The organism is Halomonas sp. KG2, from assembly GCA_030440445.1.
Taxonomy (GTDB): Bacteria; Pseudomonadota; Gammaproteobacteria; order Pseudomonadales; family Halomonadaceae; genus Vreelandella.
The window spans coordinates 1602423-1628402 of the sequence record CP098528.1 but is presented as its reverse complement, the minus strand read 5'-3'; the positions used below and the strand labels follow the sequence as shown (position 1 = coordinate 1628402).

Here is a 25980-nt window from a genome sequence, read left to right as displayed (position 1 = left end):
ACACAAATCAACTTACAGCAGGCCCACATTTTTTGCGCTTTTTATAGGCAGGATAGGCAACGCATCGACTTTGCCGACGAATCCAACGATCATGCTGTTTTCATTTATGAGCCAACAACGCCATGGGTAGCTTCTTTACTCCCGCCCGTATAACGGCACTACAAACACGGGTTGAACGTACCGTCGAGCGCTTAAAACCCTGGAGCTGGCTGTGGCCACCTATCGCGTTTGGCGCTGGGCTAGGTAGTTTTTTTCTGGTGGACCGCCAACAGTGGCTAGGGGCGGCATTAGCGCTGGGGCTTCTTTTTGCCTGGCTGCTATTGCTTTCTGAGAGCCTCATCGGACGCTGGCTTGCTAAACGCGGCCACCCCACCTTGCCACGCGGTGTTACTACCTTTATCGCCCAAATGATCCACCAGGAAACACTTTTCTTTACGTTGCCGTTTATCCTGGTTACAACCGTGTGGAACAGTGGGCAGACACTGTTTGCGCTGTTAGTGATTGCAATGGCAATACTGTCGATCATAGATCCGCTCTATTACAAACTCGCTGGGCGCTGGCGAAGCCTCTATTTTATCTTTCATGCCCAATGTGTCTTTTTAGTGGTACTGGTTATTCTGCCGATCATGCTGCAGCTAACGACTGGCCAAAGCTTGATCCTTGCGCTAGTGATCACCATATTGGTAGCGCTGCCCAGTTTTTGGCACTTACTTAAAAAACGCTCGTTAACGCGCTGGTGCGGATTCTTTGTGCTCACTATCGTGTTGGCCTATGCGGCCTGGCTCGGCAAAATATGGGTACCTCCTGCCAGCTTATGGATGACAAACAGTGCACTTTCTCCAGCGCTGGATATTCAGAGCCGCGAGCCGCAGGGAGCCATGGCGCTTACGCCAGACGCAATTCGCTCTACCGGCCTTTACGTTTACACCGCCATTCGGGCGCCGCGTGGATTAAGCGAGACAATTCATCATGCATGGCACCACAACGGCGAATTGTTAGATGAAGTAGAACTTGCTATCAACGGTGGACGAGAACAGGGCTATCGTGCCTGGAGCCATAAGCAAAATTTCCCAGAAGCACCATCGGGAGAGTGGCGTATCGACATTATGACCGCCAGCGGACAACGGCTGGGGCTGATTCGGTTTACTGTTTCAGAAGATTTGGAAAAAGCCACGATAGCGGATAGCAAAATCCAACCTAGCGGCTTGAGTGCGCTAAATTTGCGGCGCTTTATCCCCGGAAACAGCAATTCTGAAAACGATCTGTCAACGGACGAATAACATAACGCCTTGCATTCAGCGGCGCAGCTTATGACAATTCGCCTACTTACATTTTTCGGTAGCTGTTTACTATGGCTTCAACAATTGGTTTTCGCATTGCACGTCTGCCCCACTTGTGGCGCTCTATCCTTGATCGAAGGCTGGCACCCTTGGGGTTAACACAAACACGCTGGGTGACGCTTTACCATTTATGGAAGTTAGGTGAAGGCAACCCACAGTGTGATTTAGCAAGGGTGATTGGCGTAGAAGCGCCCTCATTAGTTAGAACCCTTGGACAACTTGAGGAGCAAGGACTGGTTGAGCGACGGGCCTGCGATAATGATCGCCGAAGCAAACGACTCTATCTGACACCGGCGGCAATGCCGCTACTTGAACAAATCGACAGCGTCGTCCAGGAGGCACGCAAAGAGATGCTGGCTGGCCTAAGTGACAGTGACCTAGATCAGCTAGACAAGTGGTTAGCGCTAATAGAGTCCAATGGCATGGCGATTCAGTTAAGAGACCAAGACAGTCCCACGGCGTAAGACGTCCATCAGTGCCCTGCTGTTTCGCTAGCCCCGTTTAGCGGCTTTGCAGCAGGGCGGTCTGACAATCCGCTAAGCGCCTTTCTTAGCGTCTGAAAATCTTCTCCATAGATAGCAAAACGCTCTGCAGTTTGTGACTCCCACCACCATAGTGTTAACGCCGTCGCGTTTGACTCGACCACCAAAGCATCTTGTGGAAGGCGCTCTAGCAGGGCTTTCAAAGTAGCGCTTGCCATTTCTGGCAATGGCCGTAATGGCGCAATGCGCCAACGCCACCCAGCATGATAAAGCTCCAGCGCTTCACTTGCGTTCGATTCACGCACTAACACAAAATCAGGCCCTGGCGCGTGATGGGGAAAATACCATCGATAAGCGGGCATCGTGCCTCGAAAATTGTGCAACGGGGGCTTCTCCATCTTGATCACTACCCCGTACTTCTTGGCGGCATTCAAACGCAGCGCCATATGGCGCTTCTGCCGTGGGCTGGGCTTAAGCCACATTACCGGTGCGATAACAAACAGCGATATAAAAATAATAATAAGCCACTCCATCTAACCACTTCTCCTCGTCGCAAATACTGGCCATCAGCATGGATGTTAAAATTAGTCATACTATCGGGTTAACTTAAAAAAGCATGACATAGATCGTTGTTAAGATGGCACTTGAAGCCTAAAGTAAAGGTCATCTAACAAAGCGTTCTCTTTGTTAATTATCACGAAGGAGATAAGCCATGAGCTATCACCACATTTTAGTAGCCGTTGATTTAACTAAAGACTCCCATAAAATCTTAGAGCGTGCAGTCGCGATTGCTGCTCGCAATGACGACGCCAAGATTTCGATCATGCATACCCTTGAGCCATTGGGCTTCGCTTACGGTGGTGACATCCCGATGGATCTCACCAGCATTCAAGACCAGTTGGATGATCACGCGAAGAAGCGGCTGACTGAGATTGCTGCCCCTCATGTCGAGCCCGCTGATCAACATGTCGTCGTCGGTATGCCAGACACTGAAATTCATCGCTTTGCAGAAGAGCACAACGTCGACCTGATCGTTGTTGGCTCGCATGGGCGCCATGGCTTTGCCCTGCTGCTAGGCTCCACGTCTACCGGCGTACTTCACGGCGCGCAGTGCGACGTTTTGGCCGTTCGGGTCGGCAAAAAAGGTGAAGAGAGCGACGAGTAACCCGTGTAGAAAGGCACCCATTGGGTGCCTTTACTCATCCGCTGCGAATGTCAGTCACCGCTGGCCATCGCCTCAAGCTCCATCCAACGCTCCATTGCCGTTTCAAGCGTTTGCTGTACGTTCTCTAACGCTTGCAATTTCGCTGTAACGGCACTGGCTTCTTGCTGATAGAAAGCAGGGTCGCCAATCTCTTGCTCTAACGCCTCTACTTCATTCTCGAGGCGCTCAATCTCCGCAGGTAACGCATCTAACTCTCGCTGCACTTTGTAAGAGAGCTTAACGGTTTTTTTAACAGGCTCAGCAACCGGTTTCTCTGGCGCTTTTTCAACCGCAGCGCTGGTTGGCTCAGTGTTCTGGCGGGCAGCGCCTTCCCACGGAGCAGGCGGCAGTTTACCTCCTTGGCGAATCCAATCCGTGTAGCCACCCACGTATTCACGCACATAACCCTCGCCTTCAAAGGCCAGCATGCTGGTCACGACGTTATCCATAAATGTCCGGTCGTGAGAGACCAGGAGCAGCGTGCCATCAAAGTCGAGCAGCAGCTCTTCAAGCAGCTCAAGGGTTTCCATATCCAGGTCGTTGGTAGGCTCATCCAACACCAATACGTTGGCAGGTTGAGTAAACAACTTGGCTAACAACAGGCGGTTGGATTCGCCGCCGGAAAGGGCTTTCACCGGCTGTCGAACACGGTCAGGTGTGAATAGAAAATCCTGAAGGTAGCTCATTACGTGGCGATCTTTTCCGCCAACGGTTACCCGATCGCTGCCTTGTGCGACGTTGTCGTAGACGGTTTTTTCTAGCTCTAGACCGGCACGCAATTGATCGAAATAAGCGACCTTTAAATTGGTGCCCAACTGAACACTACCTTCCGTTGGAGCAAGCTCGCCTAGCAAGATTTTCAGCAGCGTTGTTTTACCTGCACCGTTGCGACCAAGGAAGCCAATGCGGTCGCCGCGCATCACTTCAAGATTCACATCACGCAGAATGACATCATTACCAAAGCGCTGTGTTACGCCTTTCAGCTCGACTACCCGCTTACCAGTACGCTCGCCGCTGTCGACATTGAGATTGGCAGTCCCCTGACGCTCACGTCGCTGGCTACGCTCCAAACGCATCTGCTCAAGCTCCCGCACACGCCCTTCGTTGCGGGTACGCCGCGCTTTGACGCCTTGACGAATCCAGACTTCTTCTTGGGCCAGCTTTTTATCGAAAAGCGCATTTTCTCGCGCTTCTACTTCAAGCTCGTGCTGCTTACGCTCTTGATACTCGGCATAGTTACCGGGATAACGGCCAAGCTTACCTCGGTCTAGCTCAAGGATGGTGGTGGCCAGCTTAGATAAAAAAGCACGGTCGTGGGTAATCAGTAATACCGCGCCGTTGAAGGCCAGCAGTTGCTCTTCCAACCAAGCAATCGTATCTAGATCGAGATGGTTGGTAGGCTCGTCGAGAAGCAGCAAGTCCGGCTCAGAAACCAAGGCACGCGCCAACGCAACACGGCGGCGCCAGCCACCGGAAAGCGCGCTCATTTCAGCTTCAGGGGGTAATCCCAAACGGGTGAGTACGACGTCAATGCTCTGATGGAAAGACCAACCGTCGATAGCCTCGATGCGGGTTTGCAGCTTGGCCATGCGGTTCATGTCGGGGGCTGGATCATTGATCAGGTGCTGGTATTCAGAAAGCAATTCCCCCGCTTCTGGCAGCCCCTGAGCAACCATATCAAAAATCGTCATGCCTGAGGATTCAGGCAGTTCCTGGGACAATACGCCGATCTTCAAGCCCGGAGCACGCCAAATGGAACCGTCATCGGCATGAATATCGCCCGCGACTAGCTTTAATAGCGTTGATTTACCGGTGCCGTTGCGCCCGACCAGCGCCAGCCGCTCGCCTTTTTCAACCGTTAGGTCGGCGCGGTTAAGCAGTACTTGGGTGCCGTAAGCGAGTTGCAGCTGTTCGAGTCGTAACAAGGTCACGCAGTGTCCTCCTTCATCATGAGGCGCACAGTGTAACGCATGCGCTCGCGTTAAGGAGAGCCCTTATAGAGCCAAACGACACATCGTGCTAACGTCCCACCATCACGTGATAATAACAAGGTAGCGCCAAGCTACTCGTTTAGGGCTGACATCGTGACCGTTACCGTCTCAATGCACTTTGTGAACGAACTACTGTGTGGCTTACCCGCCACTGAGCATTCCCCTGTCCGCTATCTGGAGCTTGCTGGAATTTCTCCCTTTCTACTCAGCGCACCGAACGGCCGAGTCACTGTTGAGCAGTTTGCCGAACTTTATCGCCTCCTCGCCCTTGAGCTAGATGATGAGACGCCATGCTTTTTCTCCAGACCGCTACGCTGTGGAACACTAAAGCTGCTGTGCTTGAGCTTGCTAGATGCGCCGACACTGCATGTTGCGCTTCACCGCTATACGCAGTTTTTTCGGATTCTATTAGATGATTTCGGCTACGACTTTACTATTGAAGGCGACTTTGCTCGGATGGCGCTGGAAGAACGCGCCCCGCTTCACGGCAGTCGCATATTGATTCATGAATTGATGTTGAAACTGTTTCACGGTATCGCCTCCTGGATGATCGCACGCAAAATTCCACCTATCCTGATGGAGTGCGGCTACGCCCAACCCGCTCACAGTGCTGACTATCTCTACTTCTATCCCGGCAAGCTAAAATTTGATCAACCGCAAACAGCTGTTTACTTTGATAAGGTGTTTCTAAACCACCCCATACGCCAAACGAAACAGCATCTTGGCGCATTTCTACAACGCGCACCGGCTGACTGGTTCTACGTCTCTTTTGAAGATCGTTTGATTACTCATCGCGTTCGCGAACATCTTAGCCGTCACTTACCCACCTCATGCACGGTTCAGCATGTGGCCGACGCGTTACATATGTCCGTGCGTACACTCTCAAGACACTTGAAACTTGAAGGTACCCATTTCCAGGCGGTTAAAGACGAATACCGTCGCGACTATGCTATTCAAGCACTCACTCGCAGCGCACAACCACTGACAACCATCGCAGAAAAACTAGGATTTGAAGACCTGGCTTGTCTTAGCCGAGCGTTTAAACAGTGGACGGGGAATTCACCCGCCGCTTACCGCAAGGCGCAAACGGCGGGCATAAAACGCTAGCGTTTATATCTCAGTGCGAATGCGCTTTTTATCCAGCTTACCCACACTGGTTTTAGGAATTTCATCTACGAAGCGAATCAACGATGGAATACCCCAGCGATTAATGCTGCCCTGTTCGACGAACTGCTCCATAAACGTCTGTACCTCTTCTGCCGTGGGCGGGTTATTGACATCGCTGGGAACAACGAGCGCAGCTGGACGCTCACCCCATTTATCATCCGTAACGCCAATGACCGCCACCTCAGCGACACCTGGACATTGGCTGATATAGCTTTCCAGCTCAAGTGAAGAGAGCCACTCTCCACCGGTTTTGATGACATCTTTAATACGGTCGCTAATGGCCAAGAAACCATGCTCATCAATCGAGCCAACATCACCGGTATGCAGCCATCCATCCCGCCAAAGCTCTTCACTGCGTTTCTCTTCTTTGTAGTACGCCTGGGTTAACCAGGGTGCCTGGGCACGCACTTCACCAACACTGACGCCATCATGGGGTAACGGCTCTCCATTGGCATCAACCACCTGCAATTTCACTAGGGGCACGGGTAAACCAGCTTTACACCGCCAGGGAAGCTGCATTTCAAAATCAGCCTCGGCCACATCCTGAGGTAAAATATCAGCGGTTAGCAGCGGGCAGGTTTCTGACATGCCGTAGGCACTACGTGTATCAATGCCGAGTGACCAAGCACGGCTAGCCAGGGCTTGGGTTAGCGCACTGCCGCCGACAAGCACCTTCCAACCGGTTAAATCAATTTTTTTCGATGCGATAGCGTCAGCGCTCACCACCATATTTAACAGCGTTGGCACGCAGTGGGAGAAATCGACCTTTTCGTTCACCAACAGTTTGACCAACATTTCCGGCTCATAGCGGCCAGGGTACACCTGGGTCGCTCCCATCAACGTGGCGGTGTAAGGCACTCCCCAGGCATGCACATGGAACATCGGCGTGATGGGCATGTAGACCTTGTCACGGTTGAGCAGCTCAAAACCCGGTGCTTGGAAGGTACTGGCTTCACCTAGTGTGTGCAGGACTAATTGGCGGTGGGTAAAAAACACCCCTTTCGGATTGCCGGTGGTGCCCGTCGTGTAAAACAGCGTAGCCACTGCATTTTCATCAAAAATAGGGAATTCATAATGAGTTGGCTGCTCACTTAACAACGCCTCAAACTCACCCACTAATGGCAGCGACGTGCTGACGGTGCTTTGTGTGCCTTGACTCGCCGCTTCTTGGCAAAGTAGGTAACCGCGTATATTAGGTAGTTGATCAGCCAGCGGCTCCAGTAGTGGCACAAAGTCCTCATGCACCAGCACAAAGACGTCTTCAGCGTGCTCCATCGTGTAGTGAATTTGTTCAGGCGCCAAACGCACGTTAACGGTGTGTAGCACGGCACCAATCATGGGAATGGCAAAAAAGCACTCTAAATAGCGATGGCTATCCCAGTCCAGCACCGCCACCACATCACCCGCCTGAACGCCCTGTGCTGTTAGCGTATGGGCAAGCTGGTGTACCCGCTCACGAAAACGTTGATAGTCATGACGGCTCTGGTCTCGATAAACAATCTGGTTGTTCCCCGCCATTCGAACACCGGACTCAAGTAAGTCGCTAATTAACAGCGGCGAGCTAGTCGCAGACGGCGTAGAAGGAAGTATTTTTGGCGTTATCGTAGACATAAACACACCTGTCGATTGTTATTGGAAAACCGTTTGTTATTCGCGCTCGATTAATAGCGCAATGCCCTGTCCACCGCCGATACACAGCGTGATCAAACCATAGCGGCCCTGACGTTGCTCCAATTCGTGTAAGGCTTTTAGAATCAAGATGGCGCCGGTCGCGCCGACTGGATGACCGAGCGCCACCGCACCACCATTCGGGTTTAGTTTTTCCAATGGGAAACCCAGCGTATCGGCAACCGCCATTGCTTGTGCCGCGAACGCTTCATTGGACTCAATCACATCAATATCATTGATCGTCAGCCCTGCCTGCTGGAGGCAGCGTTTCACCGCAGGGATTGGCCCTAACCCCATTACCGAAGGCTCCACACCGGCGGTGGTTGCGACGCGCAGTCGCGCCCTAACCGTTAAATTGCGCTGCTGTGCTTCATCAGCATGCGCCAGCACCAAGGTCGCCGCGCCATCGTTGATCCCAGAGGCATTGCCTGCCGTAACCACTCCCTCTTTTTTAAAGGCCGGTTTAAGGCGTGCTAAATCGCTTAACTCAACGCCTTCCCGCACATGCTCATCACGAGCAAAGGAAACCGTCTGTTTGCCTTTTGTCACCTCAACAGGCACGATTTGCGTGTCAAAATACCCTTCTGCAATGGCTTTTGCCGCTTTACGATGGCTATCCACCGCAAACTGATCTAGCTGCTCGCGACTTAAGCCATACTGCTTGGCGATATTTTCAGCGGTCATGCCCATATGTCCGCTGCCAAATGGGTCACTAAGAATGCCGAGGGTCAGATCCTGGATATTGGCATCGCCTAGGCGTATGCCATTGCGTGCTTGGGGCGGTAGTAGATAAGCACCCCGCGACATCGACTCAGCCCCACCTGCCAATGCTAAGCGGCTGTCGCCCAAAGCGATTTGCTGAGCCGCGGATATCACTGCCTGCACGCCGGAACCACATAACCGGTTAACATTAAAGGCACCGGCTTCTTTTGGCACACCCGCGCTCAACGCGATATGACGGGCAAGATAGGCATCTTCTGGGCCAGTGGTAATAATATGGCCATACACAGAGTGATCGATATCAGCGCCAGCAATGCCCGCACGGCGCAATGCTTCCTGAGCAGTGATAGTGCCTAACTCATGGGGCGCGAAAGATGAGAGCGACCCACCAAACCCGCCAATAGCGGTGCGAGCACCGCTTACAATAACAACGCTATCCAGTTGCATAATCTCTCCTTAGTAATGACGCACAGCGGAAAAGGACTTAAGAAAAGGGCTTAAGAAAAGCGCTTAAGCCACTTTGCCCAACAGCGAGCGTGCGACCACCTCTTTCATAATCTCAGAACTGCCGGCGTAAATAGTTTGCACACGGGCGTCTAAATAGAAGCGTGAAATCGGATATTCATGGGTGTAACCATAACCACCAAACAGCTGAAGGCACCGATCAACAGCACGACACTGCAGCTCGCTAAGCTGTAATTTGAGTATCGCGGCCTCGGTACTTGTCATCGTGCCGTGGCGGTACTTATTAACGCACTGATCGAAGTAGGCACGCGCGACATCCAGCTGTGCCTTGATCTCAGCCAGCGTAAAGCGGGTATTTTGAAAATCGGCCACGCGCTGACCAAACGCGTGACGTTGGGTGACGTAATCAAGCGTTAATGCCAACGCGCCCTCTACCGCGCCAAGCGCTTGCGCGCCTACGCCTAAGCGCTCCCGGGGCAGCTCTTGCATTAGGTAGCGAAACCCAGCGCCCTCTTCCCCTAATAAGGCACTGTTAGGCAGTTGCAGTTGGTCAAATGCTAGCTCTGCCGTATCGCTGGCGTGCTGGCCAATTTTCTTAATCGGCTTGCCACGGGAAAAACCGGGAAGTGACGTATCGACCAAAAACAGCGAGACCCCTTTTGCACCTGCACTGGGGTCTGTTTTTGCACAGACAATAACGAGATCGGCCACTTGGCCATTGGTAATAAACAGCTTGCTGCCGTTGAGTAGCCACCCATCGGCTGTTTTGGTGGCGCGGGTTTTCATCGCTGCCAAGTCACTGCCAGCATGCGGCTCGCTCATGGCAATCGCCCCCAACCACTCCCCGCTTGCCATGCGGGGCAGCCAGGTTTCGCGCTGTTCATCAGTGGCTAAATTTTGCAGGTAAGGCATCACGATATTGGCGTGAATGTTGTAAGCGCTGGCTAGCCCACCAAACCCTTGCCGAGACATCTCCTCCAGTGCCAATTGGGTGATGGCAATATCGGCACCTGAGCCACCATAGGTCTCATCAAGATCAATTCCCAATAGACCAGCGGCACCCAGCGCTAGCCATAAAGAGCGCGGTATTTCACCGTCCGCTTCCCACTGGTCATAGAAAGGCGCTACTTCCTGCGCTAAACAGCGGCTGATCATGTCATGAAACAGCGCTTGTGTTTGCTCGTCCATGCTCACTCCTTTAGGTCTTTGCGCAGGTGACGTTTAAGAATTTTACCTGCGGTGCTTTTTGGCAGAGCCTCTGCAAACACCACACGCTTAGGAACTTTGTAGGGGGCAATCAAGCTTTTAACATGTTGGATGAGCTCATCCTCGCTAACCACTTGCCCCTCTTTCACCACAACGACGGCGGTAATCGCTTCAATCCACTTTTCGTCAGGCAGCCCCACCACCGCTACTTCCGAAATGGCCGAGTGTTTAAACAGCGCCTCTTCCACCTCACGGCTGGCAACCAGCACGCCCCCCGTATTGATAACGTCTTTAATCCGGTCCACGACATATAAATAGCCTGCTTCATCGAAGTAGCCCACATCACCAGAGTGAAACCAGCCGCCTTGGAAAGACTCAGCGGTCATCTCCGGCTTATCCCAGTAGCCCGTCATTAACTGCGGCGAACGATGGACAATCTCGCCATGCTCACCGGGGGCCACGTCGTTCATCTCCAAATCAACAATGCGCGTTTCCACCGTAAGTATCGGCCGCCCCGCCGATGCGGGACGCTCAGCGTGCTCATCTGGGCGTAATACCGTTGCCAAGGGGGCAATTTCACTCTGCCCGTAGCAGTTATATAAACCAACGCCGGAGAAACGCTGCTGCATCTCTTCCAAAACAGGCACCGGCATAATCGAGGCACCGTAGTACGCTTTCTTGAGTGTGGTTAAATCGAACTGATCAAAGTCTGGGTGGCGCAGTAAGCTGATCCACACAGTGGGCGGCGCAAAAAAAGATACGACATTTTTTTCGGCAATCGCCGCCAAGCAGCTATCCGGTAGCGGTGCTTCAAGCAAATGAATGGGGGCGCCCAGTAGTAAAGCCGGCATCAAGAAAACATGCATTTGTGCGGAGTGGTAAAGCGGAAGAGCGGCCAACATGGCGTCACTTCCCTTGATATCCAGCTCCACCATGCAGGCCATATATTCCGCCATCAGCGCTTGGTGGGTCATCATTGCCGCTTTAGGCGCTGCGGTTGTGCCAGAGGTATAAAGCAGCTGTGCCAGACTGCTTCCCTCTACGGCGACCGCTGGCTCCCTTGTTGATGGCGAGGCTTGCGCATAAGCCAAGACATCAAAACGACCTAACTGACTATCTTGTTGATCAGCATGCAGTGTTCCATTGACCGTTAATGCTAACCCTTGGGCTGCCTGCTGCACTTTGTCAGCTAACGAACTATCGCTTAGCAATCCTTTCGCCCCTGACTGCTCAAGGATATAGCGCAGTTCATCACTACTTAGCGCAAAGTTAATAGGCACATGTACTAAGCCCGCTTTAGTGGCAGCAAGCCAGGCAATGACATAGGCATCTGAGTTTTTACCGTATACCGCCAACCGATCCCCAGGAGAAAGACCGGCCTCTAACAAGCCATTGGCCACGCTGTTTGCGGCGTCGTTAAGCGACTGATAGCTCCACACTCGCCCACCAAACGTTAGCGCGAGTTGCTGAGAATATTTGCGAGCGCTGCGGTTTAGCGCAGCGCCAATCGTATTACGGTGAATTAAGGGTGTCTGTTCCATGCCAAGTCCTTATTGTTATGTGTTGTTAGGGCTTCAGCGTTTTACGAATTGTTGACGAGTGGGCAAACGCTTTCAGAAAGTGGCCGGAATGCTTCCTCGGCGGGAATAGTGCGCACAACTCTGAAGAGGTCATCCTCATCAGCTGACTCTTCCGGTGTTTTCACTTCAACGAGATACATGTCATGCACCATACGGCCGTCCTCACGAATGTAGCCGTTCGTTGCAAAAATATCGTTAATGGGGGTATCGGCCATCTGCTGACGAACGGTTTGCGTGTCGTCTGTTCCGGCCGCCTCAATGGCTTCTAAATAGTGGCGGGTGCTGGAATAGAGCCCTGCGTGCACCATGGTCGGCATGCTGCCGGTGCGCTCACGGAAACGCTCTGCCCAAGCGCGTGTTTCATCAGTTAAGTCGTAATACCATGCCTTAGTGAACTGCAACCCTTGAGCGCTCTCCAACCCAATGCTGCGTATATCAGTACTGAACAGCACCATGCCGGCTAGAATCTGCCCGGCTTGAGTAATGCCAAATTCGCCTGCCGTTTGCACCGCATTGATGGTGTCCCCACCAGCATTATTGAGCGCAATCACATCGGCGCCCGATGCCTGGGCTTGCAGCATGAAAGAGGAAAAGTCATTGTTCGGAAAGGGGTGGCGCGCGCTACCTACTATCGTTCCACCGTTTTCGATAACCACACGCTCGACATCCGCTTCAAGTGCATGGCCAAATGAATAGTCGGCGCTGAGTAAATACCAGTTTTTATAGCCTTCCTGCGTAATTGCCTTTGCCGTACCGTTAGACATCGCCCAGGTATCGTAAACCCAGTGAATATGGTTAGGAGAGCAGTGCTCGTTAGTGACACTCGAAGAAACAGCACCGTTCACTAAGCCAAGTTTATCCGCCTCTTCTAACAAACCTACGGCTGCTAATGTAACCGATGAAGCCACTAGACCAGTGACCATGTCGACATTACGTTCATCAATCCATTCACGCACCACGCTTGAGCCAACATCAGGGCTATTGCGATCATCAGCGCTAAAGACAACAACTTGGGCACCGTGTACGCTGCCGCCAATATCCTCAATCGCCATCTCAATGGCATCTTGCCCTAATGGGCCTATTGGATCGCGATAAACGCCCGACATATCAGCTAGATAACCAATACGGATTTCATTATCTGAAATACCTTCATTGGCGGCCACGCTGGGGGCATAGCTAGCCGTAATGACCGCAGCCGATAGCGCAGAAATAGCGCAATGACGTGATAGATGCATGCTTTTCACCTGTCTATTGTTGTTATTAAAGGAGCCTTAAGCCCGATTTATTTCATGCTTCACCCTCATGTTAAAAGTAAAAACCGCTTTACTGTTTACCTATCGAGCCAGTTTTTTTGCAATTCGTGCCATTCGAATAAGATATCCATCCAGGATAGACCATTAGTCGTTGTTACTCTCCAGCGTTACAATGGCGTTTTACAGCTGGCTAAATAATTAACCAGAGCTGGCTGCTATCGAATATTTAACTGACACTGGGAGTGTGACGCTTGGCGACAAGTGCTGTGGATAGTTTTTTACCCGAGGCGCTGCAATTTCGTTCTGGTGCCCCCTTGGTGGATATCGGCGCTAACCTGACTCACGAGAGTTTTCAGCGTGATTTAGCTGATGTCATTGCCCGGGCGAAAGCGGCCAATGTAGCTACCTTAATAGTGACGGGTACTGATATTGAACACGCTGAGCAAGCCGTAGAGCTGGCTAAACAGACCCCAGGAATATATGCCACTGCCGGGGTTCACCCACACGATGCTAGCGGGTGGAGTAGTGATGTGGCGCGTCAGTTGAAAGCGCTTCATCAAAAACCTGAAGTGGTTGCCGTGGGCGAGTGTGGACTGGACTTTAATCGCAATTTTTCAACGCCTCACGAGCAAGAGCGAGCGTTTGAAGCTCAGTTGGCGCTCGCTGCTGAAAGTGGCTTACCGCTATTTTTGCACGAACGCGACGCGGGGCAACGAATGCGTGAAATGCTGCATAGCTGGCGAGACGATATCAGCCAAGCCGTTATTCACTGCTTCACCGCTGACCGAGATACGTTGCACGGCTATCTCGATTTAGATCTTCATATAGGCTTAACCGGCTGGATTTGTGATGAGCGCAGGGGGCATCACATTCGCTCAATAGTGAAAGATATTCCGTTAGAAAGGTTAATGGTAGAGACTGACTGTCCTTACCTGCTGCCTCGCAATCTTCCAGCCAAACTAAAAGGGCGCCGTCACGAGCCAGCCTTGCTACCATGGATTGTAAGGGAGATTGCCCAGTGGCATGACGTGACTGAAACCGAGCTGGGGAACGCAACAACCCGCACTGCCCAGCATTTTTTCCGCCTTGATGCGGAAGCTTAAAAGGAGCGAAGCGTGGCTGATTACCCAGGATTTATTGCCATTGAGACGGGCGAAGATGACGGCTTGCCGCTGGCTATTGCCTGGTCTCTACCTGATGGTCGCATTAAGCAAACACTCATTCAGCCTGACGATAGCTGGATCAGTGAAGACACGAACGTGATGGGTTCTTATAGCATTGAAGAGCTAGAAAGCCTCGGCGTCAGCCCTTTGGATGTCATACGTGAGCTAGAGACCGATCACTTCTCGGCTACGCTGTACACCAGCGATAACGGTGAGGATGAAGCCGCGCTGGCTCGACTCTTTGACACCTATGGCTTGGATCCTTTTGTTGAATTAGCGCCTGCACAGGTGCTTTATGAAGCGATTAGCGCGAGAGATTGGCATCGCTTACGCAGCGAAGTTTTTAACGACATGGGGCTCGAACCGATGCGGCCCGAGCACGAAATTGAAGTAATGCTAACGCTTCACAAGCAGCTTACCGAGAAAGACTAAGCCGACGCGACCAGCGCCATGTCAAGTTCTCGCTGCCCCTGTTTAAAGGCCTGCACTAAGGTATCTTGATGCTGATAATAGCGTGTCAATGCGATAAAGAAAGCGTTGGCACGCAATGGCAGCCCCTCTGCTAAGTAACGTGCCGCTCTGGCATCTACTTTGTTGGCAAACGCATCTCGATCGACCTCAACGTCCCCACCTAAATTATCGACACTAACGTGAAATGTGCGTCCGCAGGCACGCGTAAACAGCTTTTCCAGCGCCTGCGGGGCAATCTCTGCTTGTTCGAAGGCTTGCTGCTGCTGGGCGTCGCGTCCATCCGGTAAGTACCAGTATCCGTAATCTTCCAACTGCCGACGCTTCTCTCCTGCGATGCACCAGTGGCTGATCTCGTGCAGTGCACTAGCAAAAAAGCCGCGCGCAAAAATCACTTGATGATAAGGTATTTCATGGGTGGCGGGGCGATACAGGGGTTCATCGCCACCTATGATTAATCGCGTCTGATAACGTGCTAGAAACACGCCATCAAACAATGTCGTTATATCGTGAAGCGTCCAACGCTCCTGCTCTTGAGTCACCATATACCTACGTCGTCGTTCATTTCGTAAAGTATACCCGCGCCTTGTCCAGATGATAAAGAGATGGCAAATCATTAGACAGCTACCGATATCCCAGCAACTCCTGCTACTCTATCGGCTTTTGTTGGGTCACTTTGCTAAATAGGAAACATACCGTGGGCGGCTTCACTAGCAATATAAAATCCATCTATTGGCCAGAAACACGCACATTGGTAGCGTTAGCACTACCCATCTGCGGCGCTCAACTCGCACAAGCGGGCATGAGCGTGGTCGACGTCATCATGACCGGCAGGCATAACGCCACCGACTTAGCTGCCGTTTCGGTTGGCTCAAGCCTGTGGATGCCACTGATGCTGTTTATGACCGGTACGTTAATGGGCCTTACACCTATCGTGGCACACCTTTTAGGCGGCAAGAGAAATGCTGAGATTCGCCCTGCGGTTCACCAGGCATTGTGGGTCGCATTAGTACTCGGGTTCACTGCCGCTGTATTGCTGTGGACAGTCGTGACACCTATCTTCGAACTTATGGGAGTGCCCCCAGCGGTTGCAAGAGAGTCTGCTGCCTACCTCTCCGCTGTTGCCTTCGGCATGCCCGGAATCGCCTTGTTTCAGGCGCTTAGAGCCTTTTCAGATGGCATGAATCACACCCGGCCCGCGTTATGGATTAGTTTGGTGGGGCTAACCGTTAATATTCCCAGTAACTATTTACTTATCTATGGCGGTGATGGCCTAGTTAATCTATTGGGTGATGGATTACCCAGCGCTCTGCAACAGCTACCGGCACTAGGCGCATTCGGCTGCGGCATCGCCACAGCACTTTCGATGTGGACAATGGCCGTTGCGATGGCTCTCTATACCCGTAAAGGACACGCCTATCAAAGCGTCTCAATTTGGCAAACGCTGACCCCACCAACACTGTCCGGCATCCGCGAGCTTGTCGTAGTGGGTATGCCCATCGGTGTGGCTATTTTCGTGGAAGTGACGTTATTTACCCTGATAGCCTTGTTTATTGCCAGTTTCGGAGAGGTCACAGTCGGGGCTCACCAAATTGCCCTAAGCTTCACGTCTATTCTCTTTATGCTGCCGATGTCATTGAGCATGGCACTTACCGTACGTGTTGGTAATACATTGGGCCAACAACGTTCTGCTATGGCGCGCACTGTCGCTTGGAACGGTATTGTGATCAGTGTCATCGTGGCCGTCATCAACAGTACATTACTTTGGTTTACAGCAGTGCCGGTGATTGCGTTGTACACCTCTAATACCGACATCCAGGCTTTGGCGCTCACCATCATATCCCTGGCAGTCATTTTCCAGCTATCAGATTCACTTCAAGTCAACCTAGCAGGTGCATTACGAGGTTATAAAGACACCCGAATCGTGATGGTCATTACCGTACTTTCTTACTGGATTGTCGGTTTAGGCGGTGGCCACTGGCTAGGAACTCACGGCATAGGTGACATGTATGGCCCACTGGGAGTGCATGGTTACTGGATGGGACTTATTGCGGGGCTTAGCACAGCCGCACTATTACTTGCTTGGCGGTTAAAGTGGATTAGCCAATAGGAGTAAGCAATGGCGCTCTACCCTCAACCTATATTATGGCTGACTATTAGTGTCAGCTTGGTACTAGTAGGCTGCGGAGACAATGGTGCCGAACAGCCTTGGGTAGAGTATCACCAACAGCTCACTAGCGATCTTTCAATTGCCGATATTGAGCGTCACCCTCCACCTAATATTGGTAAATTTCCTGAACGTCGAGAGCGGCTATTCAATATTCCTGAAACCCGAGAAGGCATGCTCAATATCTATGCGTTGCGTGAGTGCCAGATAACATCACTCATTGCAGCACGGAACAATCAGCTGGGGCGCGTTGCTCCCCCTAGTCAGCACTGGCTTTACGAACGCGCGCTATGGCAACGCCTAAGTGCCTGCTGGAACAGTGATGTTCCTGACGGCTTAAGTGATGACAATAAAGCGCGATTGGCTGAACTAACTGAGCTCAAGACAGAACAGCTACCAGCGGTCAGCTGGAACGCCATTTTTGATTCTGAAGAGTGGGAAAAAAGTTTTTCCCGAGCAAGTACCCCCCTAAACAGCGCTGAACTACCTAATATTGACAATCAACTGGTTGCCGTTGATTACCTTGAGCGAATGGTGACGCACCAATTTAGCCAAGCATGGCAACAGGACTCTTCAGCACTTGAAAACCACCTTAAAGCGCTGCAAGAGAGGCCATTAACAGCAGAAATTTTACGCACACTGTTACTCGCCCACCAACGCTTAACGGAGGCAAACATAGCACTTGAGTCAACGCGCTTAACCACTAGCGAATGCCTGCAAGATGACCTTCCAGCAGGATTTAATCAAGTTGAGCAGATTTCCCTCAAGTGGCTTACAGCAATTAACCGACTAATCAATGCCCACCAAATAACGCCACCTGAAGCGGTTAAAAACTATCAGAACACTTGGTTATCATTGAATAATCCGCAGGCTCCCTGGCAGCAGCTCCAACAAGTAAAAGCACAACACCAAGCGCTGCGAGATCAATTTACTAGCTGCTCCGATAATTAAAAATCACAAACCCCCTTAACCTTCTGGGCAACCTGTGCTATTGGTGAACTAAGTGGTAGGCAGCATACGCTGTTTACCGATGTCGTGACCACGCAGCACAAGGAGGGACATTATGGGCGCATCCCTGTCACCCCGCTCTGCCCAGGTCATCGACCTGGAAACCGTGCGTCAGCGTCAGCAGGCGCAAAAATGTTTGATCCGCCTAGCCCCTGAGCTAGATGGGTTAGAGATGGTCTACCAGCTCGCTGCGAGTCCCGACACGTATTACGGCCTACCTATTTTGGCCTGGGGGCTGCAAGAGAACGGTAACATCATTGGCCTTGTGCCATGGATGGAAAAGCTCGCTGCTTGTCATGAACTCGACAGCCATGAAAATGGCCAGTTTATTGGCTACCGCGATCCAGAAACCGAAGAAATTTTCGCCCTTCCTCCTGATCATAAATACGACGAGCTAATGGCTTCAGCCAGTTACTTCGAGTATGAAGCGTCAGGAGAGGCGACGCTGATTCAACAGCTTCCAGACACCCTTGGCACTCATGCTTTATGCATGAATCATCCCGATGCCCCCTGGAATATGAAGCAAGTCTATGGATGGCGTCTGTATAGCGATGGAAGCGTTGAAGCCGTTCTTGCCGATGAACAGCAAGCCACGATGTCCCCCATCCTACTGGGTGATAAGTGCCTTTACGATGCCCACTCCCGCCATCGCACGGTCTACTTTTTTCAACGCCATATCGCCAACCGCATAATGGATGAAGACCCTGCGACACTGGAAGCTTTGGCGATGATGGTTGTTCCAAATAAAGAGGGGTGATCTTAAATAAGCGCTTGCGAGGCTACCCAATCAAAGCCAGAGCCTAAAGCCAATATTAATGGCTAGCCTCGCATAGCTGCAGAAGCTTTACGCTAGGCGAATAAAATACACGTAGTGGTCATCAGACTCCTCTTGCTGCAGTAGCTGGTGTCCCAAAAATTGACAAAATTTTGGCACATCGCGAGTCGTTGCGGGGTCTGTTGCTATTACCTTCAACACCTGCCCTGGCGTCATATCACGCACCTTGTTATGCATTAACATAATAGGTTCAGGGCAATATAAACCCGTTGTGTCTAACGATGCATCAAAGGCACTTGGGTCATACGTATTATCAGTCATCTACAATCTCGTTTAGGAAACAGACAGCATGATCAAAGTAATCATTGAACGGCGTATTATGCCTGGCCTGGAAGAAGAATATGAACTGGCTGCCCGCGAAGCAATGCGCGTTTCACTTGGCGTACGAGGATTTGTCGGTGGAGAAACGCTCGTCGAACTTGGCCATACAGATCGCCGCCTGATGATTACCAAATGGCGCAATCTTCGCGCTTGGAAAGAGTGGCATTCAAGTGAAGCACGTGCAGCGGCCATGCAGAGCATCCTACCTCTATTAACAGAAGACGAAACTATCCGCGTATACGAACCAGGCTATTAACACCCTTACGCGACTCCGCCTACCTTTAAATTAGTGAGCGAGCCTTACATGAACCGTCACTTCTTCCCGATCATGGTAGAGGTGGCGGCATGTAATCGTAGCGCGCACTCCCGCCGTTTCCAACGCATCTTCCAACGTGCTAATACAGCGATTAACCTCGTCCCAGCGTTTCTTCATGGGCAGTTTTAAATTAAAAATTGCCTCTCGACACCATTTGCGGGTTAACCATCTTTCCACCATTGCCAACACGCGCACAGGCTTATCGACAATATCACAAACTAGCCAATCCATTCGTTGCGGCGGCTCCCAAGTAAATCCATCTTCTTTAAGATGATCTATCTGTCCCGTAGCCATTAGCTGCTTGTCCATTTGCCCATTATCAATGGCATAAACATACATGCCACGCTGGACTAACTGCCAAGTCCAACCACCTGGGGCGGCCCCTAAATCCGCTGCCTGCATATGATCCGCAAGCCGTGTATCCCACTCTTCTCGTGGAATAAACTCATGCCATGCCTCTTCTAACTTCAGCGTTGATCGGCTTGGTGCACGAGATGGAAAACGTAGGCGGCGTATACCATTAATCAGCTCACTTCGATTGTCAGGAAAACTCATACCCAACTGAACACGATCACCATCCGTCCAGAAAATATGTAAACGACGTGCACCGGCTTTACCGCGCAATGCGCCGCGTTTTTTTAGCATACTCTGCAATGGCTTCGTCAGTGCTTTAATTAAGCCTGCCAATGCTTTGCCATCATTGGTATCTGGCGTTTCGTGCCAAATTTCTTCAAAACTCCAACGACTTGACTTTATTTGATCGAGAATAGCCGTAAGCCTATCATCTCGGGACAGCGTGAGCGCAGGCAGTGCAGCTAGACTTTGGCGAGCAAAAATAAGTTGCTTAAACGCCGCTTTACGGTGCAAATCATTAATCGGCTCTTTATCTAAGCGCGTTAAACTCACCCAACCTTCGCCCTGTGCAGGTTCGCAACTCACCTCGTGCTGTTTGGCGTGGTGTTGCATTTCAGCTAGTGCGTCGCTTTCAAACCCTGGGCGGCAATAGACAAGCCACGATGTGGGTACTGTTTCACTCACCCTTTCACCTCGAAAGTAATTTCATGTCATAGGTGAACATCTATTCAGAATAAAATGCCCCCGCTAATCGCCGCATCATAGCACTTTCTTTCAAATGCTTTCTAAGTAGTGAGATTAGTAGCGATAATTTATCTGCTTGATGCGCTTAAAACATTATCAGCACCCCCCAGCTTCAGTTGAAGCTGGGGGTTCACAGGCGGCTGCAGACCAAGGTCAAGATGGATTCCCGATAACCCCACTCGGGAATGACGGTGTGGTGACTCGGGAATGATGGTGCGGTGCACGCTTCGGGAGGTGGCCTCTTTGTGATAGGGGGCAAAGGGTGCTTTTTTCTTCCGCACAAACAAAAAACCCAGCCGGTTGGCTGGGTTCTTTGTTCAATAAGTGCCTGACGATGACCTACTCTCGCATGGGGAGACCCCACACTACCATCGGCGCTAAGCGGTTTCACTTCTGAGTTCGGCATGGGATCAGGTGGTTCACGCGTGCTATGGTCGTCAGGCGTAACTTGTCATGTATATCATGCTGATGTGTTTTGTGGCGTCTCTCGTCTCCTGTCACTGACAGGAAGCGCGTATCCGGTTTTCGTTATCACTGCGACCAGACCCCTTGGGTGTTATAGGGTCAAGCCTCACGGGCCATTAGTACACGTTAGCTCAACGCCTTGCAGCGCTTCCACACCGTGCCTATCAACCAGCTGGTCTCGCTGGGCCCTTCAGGAGGCTCTAGGCCTCAGGGATGTCTCATCTTGAAGGGGGCTTCCCGCTTAGATGCTTTCAGCGGTTATCCCGTCCGCACATAGCTACCCGGCAATGCCACTGGCGTGACAACCGGAACACCAGAGGTGCGTCCACTCCGGTCCTCTCGTACTAGGAGCAGCCCTTCTCAAACATCCAACGCCCACGGCAGATAGGGACCGAACTGTCTCACGACGTTCTAAACCCAGCTCGCGTACCACTTTAAATGGCGAACAGCCATACCCTTGGGACCGACTTCAGCCCCAGGATGTGATGAGCCGACATCGAGGTGCCAAACACCGCCGTCGATGTGAACTCTTGGGCGGTATCAGCCTGTTATCCCCGGAGTACCTTTTATCCGTTGAGCGATGGCCCTTCCATACAGAACCACCGGATCACTAGAACCTGCTTTCGCACCTGCTCGACGTGTCTGTCTCGCAGTCAAGCACCCTTATGCTCTTGCACTCACTGCACGATGTCCGACCGTGCTGAGGGTACCTTCGTGCTCCTCCGTTACTCTTTGGGAGGAGACCGCCCCAGTCAAACTACCCACCACACACTGTCCTCGATCCGGATAACGGACCTGAGTGAGAACGCCAATGATGCCAGGCTGGTATTTCAAGGTTGGCTCCCCTCGAACTGGCGTCCGAGATTCAAAGCCTCCCAGCTATCCTACACAGGCAACATCAGCGTCCAGTGTGAAGCTATAGTAAAGGTTCACGGGGTCTTTCCGTCTAGCCGCGGGTACACCGCATCTTCACGGCGATTTCAATTTCACTGAGTCTCGGGTGGAGACAGCGTGGCCATCATTACGCCATTCGTGCAGGTCGGAACTTACCCGACAAGGAATTTCGCTACCTTAGGACCGTTATAGTTACGGCCGCCGTTTACCGGGGCTTCAATCAAGAGCTTCGGACGAATCCTAACACCATCATTTAACCTTCCGGCACCGGGCAGGCGTCACACCCTATACGTCCGCTTGCGCGTTAGCAGAGTGCTGTGTTTTTACTAAACAGTTGCAGCCACCTGGTATCTTCGACCGGTTCGGGCTTAGAGAGCAAGTCTCGTCACCCTACGCCGGCGTGCCTTCTCCCGAAGTTACGGCACCATTTTGCCTAGTTCCTTCACCCGAGTTCTCTCAAGCGCCTTGGGATTCTCACCCTGACCACCTGTGTCGGTTTGGGGTACGGTCGCACATGATCTGAAGCTTAGAGGCTTTTCCTGGAAGCGTGGCATCAATGACTTCCTGACCGTAGTCAGTTCGTTTCGTGTCTCGGCCTTAAAGGGTCCCGGATTTACCTAAGACCCAAGCCTACTCACTTTCACCAGGACAACCAACGCCTGGCTCACCTAGCCTTCTCCGTCCCCCCATCGCAATCATGTCCGGTACAGGAATATTGACCTGTTTCCCATCGACTACGCCTTTCGGCCTCGCCTTAGGGGCCGACTCACTCTGCTCCGATTAGCGTCGAACAGAAACCCTTGGTCTTCCGGCGAGGGAGTTTTTCACTCCCTTTATCGTTACTCATGTCAGCATTCGCACTCGTGATACCTCCAGCAGACTTCTCAATCCACCTTCATTGGCTTACACGACGCTCCTCTACCGCTCACACATAGTGTGAACCCGTAGCTTCGGTACCTGGTTTAGCCCCGTTACATCTTCCGCGCAGGCCGACTCGACTAGTGAGCTATTACGCTTTCTTTAAAGGATGGCTGCTTCTAAGCCAACCTCCTAGCTGTCTGAGCCTTCCCACATCGTTTCCCACTTAACCAGGATTTCGGGACCTTAGCTGACGGTCTGGGTTGTTTCCCTTTTCACGACGGACGTTAGCACCCGCCGTGTGTCTCCCACGCTTGCACTCACCGGTATTCGGAGTTTGCCTCGGGTTGGTAAGTCGGGATGACCCCCTAGCCGAAACAGTGCTCTACCCCCGGCGGTGATACGTGAGGCGCTACCTAAATAGCTTTCGAGGAGAACCAGCTATCTCCGAGCTTGATTAGCCTTTCACTCCGATCCACAAGTCATCCAAATCTTTTTCAACAGATCCTGGTTCGGTCCTCCAATTGATGTTACTCAATCTTCAACCTGCTCATGGATAGATCGCTCGGTTTCGGGTCTATATCCAGCGACTGTGTCGCCCAGTTAAGACTCGGTTTCCCTACGGCTCCCCTAAACGGTTAACCTCGCCACTGAATATAAGTCGCTGACCCATTATACAAAAGGTACGCAGTCACAGAACAAGTCTGCTCCTACTGCTTGTACGCACACGGTTTCAGGATCTATTTCACTCCCCTCTCCGGGGTTCTTTTCGCCTTTCCCTCACGGTACTGGTTCACTATCGGTCAGCCAGGAGTATTTAGCCTTGGAGGATGGTCCCCCCGTCTTCAGTCAAGGTTTCTCGTGCCCCGACCTACTCGATTTCACATGATCAGATTTTCGACTACGGGGCTATCACCCACTATGGCCGCGCTTCCCAGCGCATTCGCCTAATCAGTCACATGCTTAAGGGCTGGTCCCCGTTCGCTCGCCGCTACTAGGGGAATCTCGGTTGATTTCTTTTCCTCAGGGTACTTAGATGTTTCAGTTCCCCTGGTTCGCCTCTTACGCCTATATATTCAGCGCAAGATACTCATCTTATGATGAGTGGGTTTCCCCATTCAGAGATGCCCGGGTCACAGGTTGTTTGCCACCTCGCCGAGCCTTATCGCAGGCTTCCACGTCTTTCATCGCCTCTGGCTGCCTAGGCATCCACCGTGTGCGCTTCATTGCTTGACCCTATAACCCGAAGGAGTCTGGTATCTCGCAATGATAACGATTGCCGGATACGCTTGAGACGTATCACAAAACAATTACGTATAAACGTTTTAAAACGTTTATGTCAGCATGATATACATTGTTAAAGAGCGACTGCTATGCGCAGTGATAAGCGAGTGCTTTTCACATTAAAAGGAAAAGAGAGGTCTTTTAAATAAGATCTTAAAAAAGGTCTTTTCTCTTCTTTCAACATGAAGAAAACGCTTATCACTGCGTATCAACAGCATTCTGATCAGGTAATTCATTGTGAGCGCTTACCGCGAGGAGTGATGCATCGTTTAAGGAGGTGATCCAGCCGCAGGTTCCCCTACGGCTACCTTGTTACGACTTCACCCCAGTCATGAACCACACCGTGGTGATCGCTTTCCCGAAGGTTAAGCTAACCACTTCTGGTGCAGTCCACTCCCATGGTGTGACGGGCGGTGTGTACAAGGCCCGGGAACGTATTCACCGTGACATTCTGATTCACGATTACTAGCGATTCCGACTTCACGGAGTCGAGTTGCAGACTCCGATCCGGACTGAGACCGGCTTTTCGGGATTAGCTGACTCTCGCGAGCTCGCAACCCTTTGTACCGGCCATTGTAGCACGTGTGTAGCCCTACTCGTAAGGGCCATGATGACTTGACGTCGTCCCCACCTTCCTCCGGTTTGTCACCGGCAGTCTCCTTAGAGTTCCCGGCATTACCCGCTGGCAAATAAGGACAAGGGTTGCGCTCGTTACGGGACTTAACCCAACATTTCACAACACGAGCTGACGACAGCCATGCAGCACCTGTCTCTGCGTTCCCGAAGGCACCAAGTGATCTCTCACAAGTTCGCAGGATGTCAAGAGTAGGTAAGGTTCTTCGCGTTGCATCGAATTAAACCACATGCTCCACCGCTTGTGCGGGCCCCCGTCAATTCATTTGAGTTTTAACCTTGCGGCCGTACTCCCCAGGCGGTCGACTTATCGCGTTAACTTCGCCACAAAGTGCGCTAGGCACCCAACGGCTGGTCGACATCGTTTACGGCGTGGACTACCAGGGTATCTAATCCTGTTTGCTACCCACGCTTTCGCACCTCAGTGTCAGTGTCAGTCCAGAAGGCCGCCTTCGCCACTGGTATTCCTCCCGATCTCTACGCATTTCACCGCTACACCGGGAATTCTACCTTCCTCTCCTGCACTCTAGCTTGACAGTTCCGGATGCCGTTCCCAGGTTGAGCCCGGGGCTTTCACAACCGGCTTATCAAGCCACCTACGCGCGCTTTACGCCCAGTAATTCCGATTAACGCTTGCACCCTCCGTATTACCGCGGCTGCTGGCACGGAGTTAGCCGGTGCTTCTTCTGCGAGTGATGTCTTTCCTAATGGGTATTAACCACTAGGCGTTCTTCCTCGCTGAAAGTGCTTTACAACCCGAGGGCCTTCTTCACACACGCGGCATGGCTGGATCAGGCTTTCGCCCATTGTCCAATATTCCCCACTGCTGCCTCCCGTAGGAGTTCGGGCCGTGTCTCAGTCCCGATGTGGCTGATCATCCTCTCAGACCAGCTACGGATCGTTGCCTTGGTGAGCCATTACCTCACCAACTAGCTAATCCGACATAGGCTCATCCAATAGCGGGAGCCGGAGCCCCCTTTCTCCCGTAGGACGTATGCGGTATTAGCCTGGGTTTCCCCAGGTTATCCCCCACTATCGGGCAGATTCCTATGCATTACTCACCCGTCCGCCGCTCGTCAGCGGGTAGCAAGCTACCCCTGTTACCGCTCGACTTGCATGTGTTAGGCCTGCCGCCAGCGTTCAATCTGAGCCATGATCAAACTCTTCAGTTTAAAATCATTGTGATGCTTACTCGTCACCCGAAGGTAACAAAAGCGCATCAAACTTGGCTCAAGGTTCAAACGAATTCATTCAAACTTTCGTTCTCATGACCGCTTGCCTTGATATTTGGTGATTTATCACCCTCATCGGCAAGCGCCCACATGAATTACCTGATCAAATTGTTAAAGAGCTGTTTTCGCTGCTGAACTTCCGAAGAAGTGACTGGCTAGCCG

Annotated in this window: 20 protein-coding genes and 3 rRNA genes; 10 read left to right on the top strand and 13 right to left on the bottom strand. The window is 51.8% G+C overall.

Annotation, left to right across the window (positions count from 1 at the left end; genetic code table 11):
• Window positions 1-122 precede the first annotated feature (122 nt).
• Both NDQ72_07515 and slyA read left to right on the top strand, forming a co-directional pair.
• On the top strand, window positions 123-1280 hold the full coding sequence (locus NDQ72_07515) for a DUF2914 domain-containing protein (GenBank protein WKD29778.1): 1158 nt from the start codon (window positions 123-125) through the stop codon (window positions 1278-1280).
• A 71-nt stretch (window positions 1281-1351) separates the two neighbouring features.
• Window positions 1352-1804: a transcriptional regulator SlyA gene (slyA, locus tag NDQ72_07510; GenBank protein WKD29777.1), complete on the top strand. Its 453-nt coding sequence runs from the start codon at window positions 1352-1354 to the stop codon at window positions 1802-1804.
• Between the two features lie 8 nt (window positions 1805-1812).
• Here the strand turns inward: slyA and NDQ72_07505 are convergent, their stop codons facing one another.
• A complete protein-coding gene (locus NDQ72_07505) occupies window positions 1813-2355 on the bottom strand; it encodes a preprotein translocase subunit YajC (protein WKD29776.1) in 543 nt (180 codons plus the stop codon).
• 179 nt (window positions 2356-2534) lie between these two features.
• On the opposite strand from NDQ72_07505, the gene NDQ72_07500 reads away from it, so the two are divergent.
• Entirely contained in the window at window positions 2535-2987 is a 453-nt protein-coding gene (locus NDQ72_07500; protein WKD29775.1) for a universal stress protein, read from the top strand.
• Between the two features lie 50 nt (window positions 2988-3037).
• Here the strand turns inward: NDQ72_07500 and NDQ72_07495 are convergent, their stop codons facing one another.
• Complete coding sequence (locus NDQ72_07495) at window positions 3038-4957, bottom strand: ATP-binding cassette domain-containing protein (GenBank protein ID WKD29774.1); 1920 nt, start codon at window positions 4955-4957, stop codon at window positions 3038-3040.
• Between the two features lie 153 nt (window positions 4958-5110).
• Here NDQ72_07495 and NDQ72_07490 point away from each other — a divergent pair, with 153 nt between their 5' ends.
• Complete coding sequence (locus NDQ72_07490; GenBank protein ID WKD29773.1) at window positions 5111-6124, top strand: AraC family transcriptional regulator; 1014 nt, start codon at window positions 5111-5113, stop codon at window positions 6122-6124.
• 3 nt (window positions 6125-6127) lie between these two features.
• On the opposite strand, the gene NDQ72_07485 is transcribed toward NDQ72_07490, so the two are convergent.
• The 5 genes from NDQ72_07485 to NDQ72_07465 form a co-directional block, all read right to left on the bottom strand.
• Window positions 6128-7795 (bottom strand): fatty acid--CoA ligase, encoded by a 1668-nt coding sequence (locus NDQ72_07485; GenBank protein ID WKD29772.1) that lies wholly within the window; start codon window positions 7793-7795, stop codon window positions 6128-6130.
• 36 nt (window positions 7796-7831) lie between these two features.
• A complete protein-coding gene (gene bktB / locus NDQ72_07480; protein WKD29771.1) occupies window positions 7832-9019 on the bottom strand; it encodes a beta-ketothiolase BktB in 1188 nt (395 codons plus the stop codon).
• 63 nt (window positions 9020-9082) lie between these two features.
• Window positions 9083-10225, bottom strand: coding sequence for an acyl-CoA dehydrogenase family protein (locus NDQ72_07475; protein ID WKD29770.1), 1143 nt, complete (start codon window positions 10223-10225; stop codon window positions 9083-9085).
• A 2-nt stretch (window positions 10226-10227) separates the two neighbouring features.
• A complete protein-coding gene (locus NDQ72_07470; protein ID WKD29769.1) occupies window positions 10228-11784 on the bottom strand; it encodes a fatty acyl-CoA synthetase in 1557 nt (518 codons plus the stop codon).
• Window positions 11785-11825: 41 nt separating this feature from the next.
• Window positions 11826-13058, bottom strand: coding sequence for an ABC transporter substrate-binding protein (locus NDQ72_07465; protein WKD29768.1), 1233 nt, complete (start codon window positions 13056-13058; stop codon window positions 11826-11828).
• 269 nt (window positions 13059-13327) lie between these two features.
• Here NDQ72_07465 and NDQ72_07460 point away from each other — a divergent pair, with 269 nt between their 5' ends.
• Both NDQ72_07460 and NDQ72_07455 read left to right on the top strand, forming a co-directional pair.
• Window positions 13328-14179: a TatD family hydrolase gene (locus NDQ72_07460; GenBank protein WKD29767.1), complete on the top strand. Its 852-nt coding sequence runs from the start codon at window positions 13328-13330 to the stop codon at window positions 14177-14179.
• 12 nt (window positions 14180-14191) lie between these two features.
• Entirely contained in the window at window positions 14192-14671 is a 480-nt protein-coding gene (locus tag NDQ72_07455; GenBank protein WKD29766.1) for a hypothetical protein, read from the top strand.
• Here NDQ72_07455 and NDQ72_07450 read toward each other — a convergent pair.
• Complete coding sequence (locus NDQ72_07450) at window positions 14668-15252, bottom strand: elongation factor P hydroxylase (GenBank protein WKD29765.1); 585 nt, start codon at window positions 15250-15252, stop codon at window positions 14668-14670. The two genes, NDQ72_07455 and NDQ72_07450, sit on opposite strands and share 4 nt — an antisense overlap.
• A 152-nt stretch (window positions 15253-15404) precedes the next feature.
• On the opposite strand from NDQ72_07450, the gene NDQ72_07445 reads away from it, so the two are divergent.
• From NDQ72_07445 to NDQ72_07435, 3 genes are all read left to right on the top strand, one after another.
• Window positions 15405-16817, top strand: coding sequence for an MATE family efflux transporter (locus NDQ72_07445; GenBank protein WKD29764.1), 1413 nt, complete (start codon window positions 15405-15407; stop codon window positions 16815-16817).
• Window positions 16818-16826: 9 nt separating this feature from the next.
• Window positions 16827-17825 carry a DUF3080 domain-containing protein gene (locus NDQ72_07440; GenBank protein WKD29763.1) on the top strand — a complete coding sequence of 333 codons (999 nt, stop codon included), beginning with the start codon at window positions 16827-16829 and terminating at the stop codon, window positions 17823-17825.
• 112 nt (window positions 17826-17937) lie between these two features.
• Window positions 17938-18639 carry a hypothetical protein gene (locus tag NDQ72_07435; protein ID WKD29762.1) on the top strand — a complete coding sequence of 234 codons (702 nt, stop codon included), beginning with the start codon at window positions 17938-17940 and terminating at the stop codon, window positions 18637-18639.
• Window positions 18640-18726: 87 nt separating this feature from the next.
• On the opposite strand, the gene tusA is transcribed toward NDQ72_07435, so the two are convergent.
• On the bottom strand, window positions 18727-18978 hold the full coding sequence (tusA, locus tag NDQ72_07430; GenBank protein ID WKD29761.1) for a sulfurtransferase TusA: 252 nt from the start codon (window positions 18976-18978) through the stop codon (window positions 18727-18729).
• 28 nt (window positions 18979-19006) lie between these two features.
• Between tusA and NDQ72_07425 the strand changes: the two genes are divergently transcribed.
• Complete coding sequence (locus NDQ72_07425) at window positions 19007-19294, top strand: antibiotic biosynthesis monooxygenase (GenBank protein WKD29760.1); 288 nt, start codon at window positions 19007-19009, stop codon at window positions 19292-19294.
• Window positions 19295-19324: 30 nt separating this feature from the next.
• Here NDQ72_07425 and rlmM read toward each other — a convergent pair whose 3' ends face one another.
• From rlmM to NDQ72_07405, 4 genes are all read right to left on the bottom strand, one after another.
• Window positions 19325-20392, bottom strand: coding sequence for a 23S rRNA (cytidine(2498)-2'-O)-methyltransferase RlmM (gene rlmM / locus NDQ72_07420; protein WKD29759.1), 1068 nt, complete (start codon window positions 20390-20392; stop codon window positions 19325-19327).
• 386 nt (window positions 20393-20778) lie between these two features.
• Window positions 20779-20894, bottom strand: a 5S ribosomal RNA gene (gene rrf / locus NDQ72_07415).
• A 118-nt stretch (window positions 20895-21012) separates the two neighbouring features.
• Window positions 21013-23905 (bottom strand): 23S ribosomal RNA (locus NDQ72_07410).
• Between the two features lie 318 nt (window positions 23906-24223).
• Window positions 24224-25758, bottom strand: a 16S ribosomal RNA gene (locus tag NDQ72_07405).
• Together the 16S, 23S and 5S rRNA genes form the textbook arrangement of a ribosomal RNA operon.
• Between the last annotated feature and the right edge of the window lie 222 nt (window positions 25759-25980).